3 protein-coding genes and 2 pseudogenes are annotated in these 6814 nt (G+C 62.8%); 2 read left to right on the top strand and 3 right to left on the bottom strand.

Annotation, left to right across the window (positions count from 1 at the left end):
- Positions 1-603: 603 nt before the first annotated feature.
- Both ltrA and AC5JJ6_RS34690 read left to right on the top strand, forming a co-directional pair.
- A complete protein-coding gene (gene ltrA / locus AC5JJ6_RS34695) occupies positions 604-1845 on the top strand; it encodes a group II intron reverse transcriptase/maturase (RefSeq protein ID WP_496046407.1) in 1242 nt (413 codons plus the stop codon).
- 310 nt (positions 1846-2155) lie between these two features.
- A complete protein-coding gene (locus AC5JJ6_RS34690) occupies positions 2156-4324 on the top strand; it encodes a hybrid sensor histidine kinase/response regulator (protein WP_496046406.1) in 2169 nt (722 codons plus the stop codon).
- 345 nt (positions 4325-4669) lie between these two features.
- On the opposite strand, the pseudogene AC5JJ6_RS34685 reads toward AC5JJ6_RS34690, so the two are convergent.
- The 3 genes and pseudogenes from AC5JJ6_RS34685 to AC5JJ6_RS34675 all read right to left on the bottom strand — a co-directional run.
- Positions 4670-5464 (bottom strand): annotated as a pseudogene (locus AC5JJ6_RS34685) (transposase); the annotation flags it as partial.
- A gap of 78 nt (positions 5465-5542) precedes the next feature.
- Positions 5543-6306, bottom strand: a pseudogene (locus tag AC5JJ6_RS34680) (ISL3 family transposase); the annotation flags it as partial.
- 322 nt (positions 6307-6628) lie between these two features.
- On the bottom strand, positions 6629-6814 hold a 186-nt coding region (locus tag AC5JJ6_RS34675), incomplete at its 5' end, for an IS3 family transposase (RefSeq protein WP_496046405.1).

Raw genomic sequence — 6814 nt, 5'->3', positions numbered from 1 at the left:
GTTCGATAGCTCGGGGGTGAAAGTCCCCTATCCAGCCTGATGGAGGTGAAGGATTAGCGAAACACAACGGCGTCATCGCGAGGTGGGGTCGGAAGGCAGTGTGGAGCAAAACCGCGACCTGACGAACAGAAACCGGATATGAGGCATCCTTGGCCGGACGAGCGGGCGACTGATCGCGAAGTCCAGATCCATCAAGGGCCAGGGCTGTAGATCCGGCAGGGGTGCGGGGAAGGCGATCGAACTTACCTGGGGAGGCCTGCGTCCTGTTCCGCTCTTGGAACTGAGGGAACCGCAAGGGGACCTGATCAGGGCGCAGGAGTCAGCAGACGGCATAGTAGGTCACGCCGTCGGCAAGGCTAGTGAGGCACTCCAAGGCCGAAAGGCGGAGCCCCGGATAGGCCAAGCCGGAAACGATGACCGAAGGCCTGAACGATTGGAAGTGGCAGGAAGGACTGGCAACTCATGAGTGGAACGCGGCGGAACATCCAGTACTCACTGGCCTTGGAACCGAGGGGCCGGGGTGAAGCTCTCGGCGGCGGTTCCGAAGGGACCGAACCACTCGTGGCGAAACCAGGGCCCGAAAGCCCGGCTTTGGTGGAACAAATGATGGAGGAGGTGTGCGACCGGGAGAACCTTGAAAGAGCATGGAAACGTGTTCAACGCAACAAAGGCGGTCCTGGCGTGGATGGCATAACCATCGACGACGCCAAGGCCTACCTGCGTGAGCACTGGCCAGGCATCCGGGTCCAACTGCTCGAGGGAACCTACCAGCCGCAGCCGGTCAAGCGGGTCGAAATACCCAAGCCGGATGGCGGGGTCAGAAAGCTCGGCGTACCCTGTGTCGTCGACAGACTGATCCAGCAAGCCCTGCTGCAGGTTCTCCAGGAGCGATGGGACCCGACGTTTTCCGAGCACAGCTACGGCTTCCGACCCGGACGCTCCGCTCATCAGGCGGTCGCCCAGGCACAACGCTATGTGGCCGAGGGCTACGGCTACGTGGTCGACCTTGATCTCGAAAAATTTTTCGACCGGGTCAACCACGACAAACTGATGGCGCGCGTCGCTGCACGGGTGTCCGACAAGCGTGTGCTGAAGTTCATCCGGGCCTGTCTCAAGGCCGGGGTGATGGAAGACGGTCTGGTCCGTCCGGTGGACGAAGGGACTCCGCAAGGTGGTCCGCTTTCGCCCCTCTTAAGCAACCTCGTGCTCGACGATCTCGACAAGGAACTGGCCCGACGGGGCCACCGGTTCTGCCGTTACGCGGACGACTGCAACATCTATGTTCGCAGCCGCCGCGCCGGGGAACGGGTGATGGCCTCGGTAAGCCGGTTCCTGGCTGGTAAGCTGCGGCTGAAGGTCAATGAGGCGAAAAGCGCGGTGGCGCGTCCGGAGGAGCGCAAGTTCCTGGGGTTCAGCATCGCGAATGACGGGAGCGAGCGGCGCATCGCGCCAAAAGCCCTCGCCACATTCAAGACGCGGATCCGGGACATGACCCGCCGGACCCGGGGGATCAGTCTGCCGCAGGTGATCGAAGAGCTCAGACCATACCTGATCGGATGGCGCGGCTACTTCGGCTTCTGCCAGACCCCCCGGGTGCTCACGAACCTGGAAGCGTGGATCCGCCGAAGATTACGCATGTATCTTTGGCGGCAGTGGCAGAACGGGCGCAACCGCTTCAAGGAACTCTGCCGCCGTGGCGTGCCAAAGTTCCGGGCAGCGGTCGCCGCCGGTTCGCCGACGGGTTTCTGGCGCATGTCAGGACACCCGGCGGTCCAACAGGCCCTGCGCAACCATTACCTCGACTCCCTCGGTCTTCCCAGACTCCATGTCCCCGCCCAAGTTTAATCCGATCGAACCGCCGTGGTACGTGACCCGTATGCCCGGTGGTGTGGGAGGGGCGGCACCGTGAGGTGTCCCCCTATCCCGATCAACGTCCTTTATGTTACACAAACAGGATCAGCAAGCGAGCGGTTCATGCGCGTGATCGAAGTAAGGAAGGTGAAAGGTTGCGACTGTGACTTTCCTATCGCCAAGATACAATCAATCATGCATCAACATCATATGGCGGGGAAACCTCTCAGCCTCGTACAAACTCGAAACCATGTTTAGAGATTGTACGGGGCCGTATTCATTACCTATGTAAGCAACCTTCAGTATGTCACAGGACGAACCAGTACCAAACGCAGCCGAAGACACGGGGACGATCCGCCCGGAGGCTCTGCGCGCACGCATCACGGCGCTGGAAGCGCAGAACGCGGCCCTGCAACATGATCTCCGACAAGCTAGAACCGAGAGATTGCAGGCATTGGCGGGAAAGGAAGCAATCCTGGATTCCGCCCTCGACTGCATCGTTACGATCGATCACGAGAGTTGCATTATCGAATGGAACCCGGCCGCCGAACGCACATTTGGCTACGCGCGGGAAGCCGCGCTCGGCCGGGACATGGCGGAGCTGATCGTCCCGCCCGAGCTGCGCCAGGCGCATCACTGCGGGCTCGCGCATTACCTGGCAACCGGTGAAGGCCCGGTATTGAAGCGGCGGATTGAGGTGACGGCGTTACGCGCGGACGGCTCCACGTTCCCGGTCGAACTGGCAATCACGCCCACTTCGGCTGGCAACAGGACGCTTTTCACGGCCTATCTGCGCGACATCGGCGAGCGCCAGCGCGCCGAGACGGCGCTGCGCGAGAGCGAGGCGCATTTCCGCGCGATCGCCGACAACATCCCTCAGATGGCGTGGATGGCGCGGCCGGACGGCTCGCGCTACTGGTTCAACCGGCGCTGGTACGACTACACGGGCATGGCACTGGAGCAAATCGAAGGCGTCAGCTGGCGTCAGGTCCATCACCCCGACCATCTCGGTCGCGTGCTCGAGGGAATGCGTCAGGCGTGGGAGGTCGGCGAGCCATGGGAAGACACCTTTCCCTTGCGTGCGAAGGATGGCGGGTATCGCTGGTTCCTCACGCGCGCGGTTCCTGTGCGCGACCCGGATGGCCAAGTCGCGCTCTGGTTCGGCACCAACACCGACATCACTGAACGGCTCGCAGCGGAGGAGGCGCTGGCCTGTCATCGCAACGAATTGGAGCATCTGGTCGAAGAACGTACCGCTGCGCTGCTGCGCGAGGTCGAGGAGCGCCGTCGCGCCGAGGAGGCGCTGCGTCAGGGCGAGAAGCTACAGGCCATCGGCCAGCTCACCGGCGGCATCGCCCACGATTTCAATAACATCCTGCAAGTGGTTTCCGGCGGCGCGATGCTGCTGAGAATGGCCAACTTGACGGAAGAGCGACGTGCCATTATCCTCGATGGATTGAACAAGGCGGCGGAGAACGCCAAGGAACTGACGGGTCGATTGCTCGCCTTCGCCCGCAAGCAGGCGCTCCAGCCGGAAGTTTTTGATTTGAATGCGCGCCTGCATGGCATGTCAGAGCTGTTGCGTCATACGCTTGGCTCGAACATCCAGGTGAAAAACGACTTCGCACCCGATCTCCTTCCGGTGCGGGCCGACCCTGCCCAGCTGGAAGTCGCCATCCTGAACCTTGCAGTGAACGCGCGGGACGCCATGCTGCCGGAGAGCGGAGTCCTCACGTTCCAGACCAGAAAGACATGGCTGGAGGCTACCTCCGAGCGGGTCGCAGGCCATTATGTCTGGCTTGTGGTCAAGGATAGCGGCCACGGGATGCCGCCCACCGTGCTGGCCCGCGTGTTCGAACCCTTCTTCACGACGAAGGGGCCGGGCAAGGGCACGGGGCTTGGCCTTGCCCAGGTCCATGGCTTCGCCAAGCAGTCCGGCGGCGATATCGCCATCGAAAGCATGCTGGGAGAGGGCACCACCATTAACCTCCACCTGCCATGCGCGGCCATGACGGAGTTGAACGCGCCCCCGGCCCGCATCGCCAAGCCCGCTGGCGCGGATCTTCAGCGGGCGGCAGGAAAGACCGTGCTCGTAGTCGAGGATAATGCGGACGTGGCCAGCTTCGCCGCCTCGCTGCTGGAGACACTGGGCTATGCCACGCTGCGCGCGGCAAATGCCGAGGAGGCCCTGACACTGCTGACGAACGACGATGATGTGAATGCCGTGTTTTCCGACGTGGTGATGCCGGGGCCGATGAACGGGGTGCAGCTCGCCAGCACGCTGCGGCTGCGCTATCCGCACCTCGCCGTCGTACTCGCCAGCGGCTACAGCGATGTGCTGGTGGATTGGAAAGGGCAGGCTGTGGCGGAGGTGCTGAGCAAGCCCTACCGGCTGGATGATCTCGCGGCAGCCCTGGAACGCGCCTTTGCAGGGATCGAGACGTGCAAGCCGGTGGCTGGAAATCGATGTTGAAACAGGCTGATCCCACGCCGCGCTCGTCCTTCTTGCATATTCTGGGCGTGTTTCTCCGCCTTGGCGTGACCTCCTTCGGTGACCCCATCGCACATCTGGGGGGTTCCGTCAGGTTTCGCGCCAGTTTGCCGTCGAGCGGGTAATTGGGGCGTTGGCGCATCGAGGCAGGGATGAACGAGTTGCCAGGAGATTGCGCGGCCGAGCTATAGCGGAATTTGGGTGACGAGGTTATCAGGCGGCGTTATTTGATGTCGGCACGCTGACCTCGATGCCATCGCGGAATTTGAGGTTCTTCCAAGTTTTGTGTGGATGATCATCGCGTGTCTGGCCCGCAAAACATTCGCGTCAAGCATGCGCGAGCACCCTGCAGCGCAGGGGTTCGAACCCGGCGCGTCCATACATTTCGCGTTTGATGACCTTGAGCCTGTTGACCTGACCCTCGACCTGTCCATTGCTCCAAGGTTCGGTCAGCGCGGCGCGGAGCGCGTCCTCGTCACGGCGCAAGCCTGCTGCGAACGACGCCAGAGCACTGGCTTCCGCCTGGTGCAGCCAGCAATCGAGGGTGCTGGCTACCTGATCCTTCACCATCGTTGCAAAGCGGCGGATGAGATCGACAGCGGTGGCGATGGTGGGCGAGCGCTCCAGCAGGGCGGTGACGAACCGGCGGTCGTCGCTGAGTTTGTCGGGTTCGCTGGTCAGAAGGCGAACCGCCCGGCGCGGTGTCGGCGGCTCCGAGGTCCTGCCTGACGCCAGCTTGCGGAGAGCACCCTTTGGTCCGGCAGGTGGATCCTGCCGTCGGCGCTGTGTTGCCCAATCCCGCACGACAGTGTACTGCCCGGCAAAGCCCCGGTCCCGGAGTTCCCGCCATAGTGCTGCAGCGTTATTGCAACCGCTCCGCCAGCGTTCGTCCAGCCAGCCTTTGTACGGATCGAGGATGCTGGTACCGCGATCGGCATGACGCCATGTGGGGGCATGACCGGCCCTCAGCCAACGGCGTACCGTCCTGCGTTCGATGCCGATCGTCCGGGCGATCGCTTTCAGCGACAAACCCTGCTCGCGCAGACGGGAGACTTCAGCGAAGCGGGCATCGCGGCGTTCCTGCGCCGCCCGCGACCGCTGCTCGGTTGTACGCATCGGCCGCTCTGCTGATGAAGCCGGTTCCGGGATCTCCGCAATTGCTGCCGGAACCGCTGGTTGTGCTGCCGCCCGTGCGGCCTAACGCAGCTCGCGGTGATGCTGATCGAGGAGGCTCCGCAGGGCGTCGCTGCCGTTGCGCAGCAGGTGCCATCGGTCCAGGATCTGCGTGGCATTCGGCGCGCCTCGGCTGGCTCCGTCGGCATAGGCGCCGGCCCGGTCGCGAACAACCGCCGAGACACTGGGATGCTCCTTCAGCCACGCCGCCAGAGTGTCGGCACTGCGGTCGGGCAGCAGGTCGATCACCCGCCGGCGCTCCAGATCGCACAGGATCGTGCCGTAGGTGTGGCCCTTGCGCCATGCCCAATCATCCACGCCGAGCACCCTGACCGGTGGGATGGGGTCGGCATCATTGGAACAGATACGGTGCAGCAGCGTCGTGCGGCTGATCGGCACGCCCAAGGTGGCGGCGTGCCGGGCGCCGGGATTGCCGCCCAGCGCCAAGCCGATTGCCCGATGGACCGAGCGCAGGCGGTCCGTCTGGCGTGCCCGCGGGCGGGCAACGCCGGACAACGGTTCAGCGAAGGTTCGCCGCGGACATTCAGGACTGGTGCAGCGAAAGTGGCGGATCCGACGAGCAGAAGCGTCGGATGGCCGAAGCAGGCGATGTCGCCGAGGCTGCGCCAGTAAAAGCCGTGAACCTGCCGCGACGGTGTTCCGCATGTGGTGCAGGGAACTGACTTTGCTGTTGGCTGCGCCCGTAGCGTGATCCGGCAAAAGCCATGGTCGATTTGCTCAAGGACCTCAAGAGTGTCAGGAAAGCCGATTGAATGCAGAGAAATGTGCAAGCGCGAGCTCGGGATGGTGAAGGATATCTCTCATATGGCAATCCTACGTGTCGTAAATACCGGGCTGCTGTCCGAGGGCACCGCTACCTCCGGTTGGTCACACAAAACTTGGAAGAACCGAATTTGACGCCCTGGATGATTTTGGGCAACTGGTTTTCGCCCTGAAGCCGTCGCCAGGTTCTGGATGCTGCCGAGATGAGTTTGAAGACCATGAGGGGAGCATGGCAAAGTGTGGGAGGTGGTGTTGTCGGCAACGGGCGGAGCTGGGCTTGCAGATGCAGTCTGACCTTGCCCCCGTGCAGCGCCTCCCATAGCGCCTGAGTTATGCCGCCAACGTTTCTTGCTGGCGACGCCAATTTTCCTCGAACGCCATCGGGCTTGTGTAGCCCAGGGTAGAATGCATTCTGTTCCGGCTATAGAAGGTCAGCCAGTCAACAACCTCATCTTTGGCCTGGCGCCGGGTTTCGAAGTGCATGCCATGCAGGCGTTCAACCTTCAACGAGCCGAA

It is taken from the genome of Skermanella sp. (assembly GCF_059503625.1).
The sequence above is the reverse complement of the archived record's forward strand: the minus strand, read 5'-3'. Positions and strand labels throughout refer to the sequence as shown.

Bases quoted from the DNA above. Each gene is read 5' to 3' on its own strand.
- ltrA (WP_496046407.1), top strand. From the start codon at position 604: ATGATGGAGGAGGTGTGCGACCGGGAGAACCTTGAAAGAGCATGGAAA.
- AC5JJ6_RS34690 (WP_496046406.1), top strand. From the start codon at position 2,156: ATGTCACAGGACGAACCAGTACCAAACGCAGCCGAAGACACGGGGACG.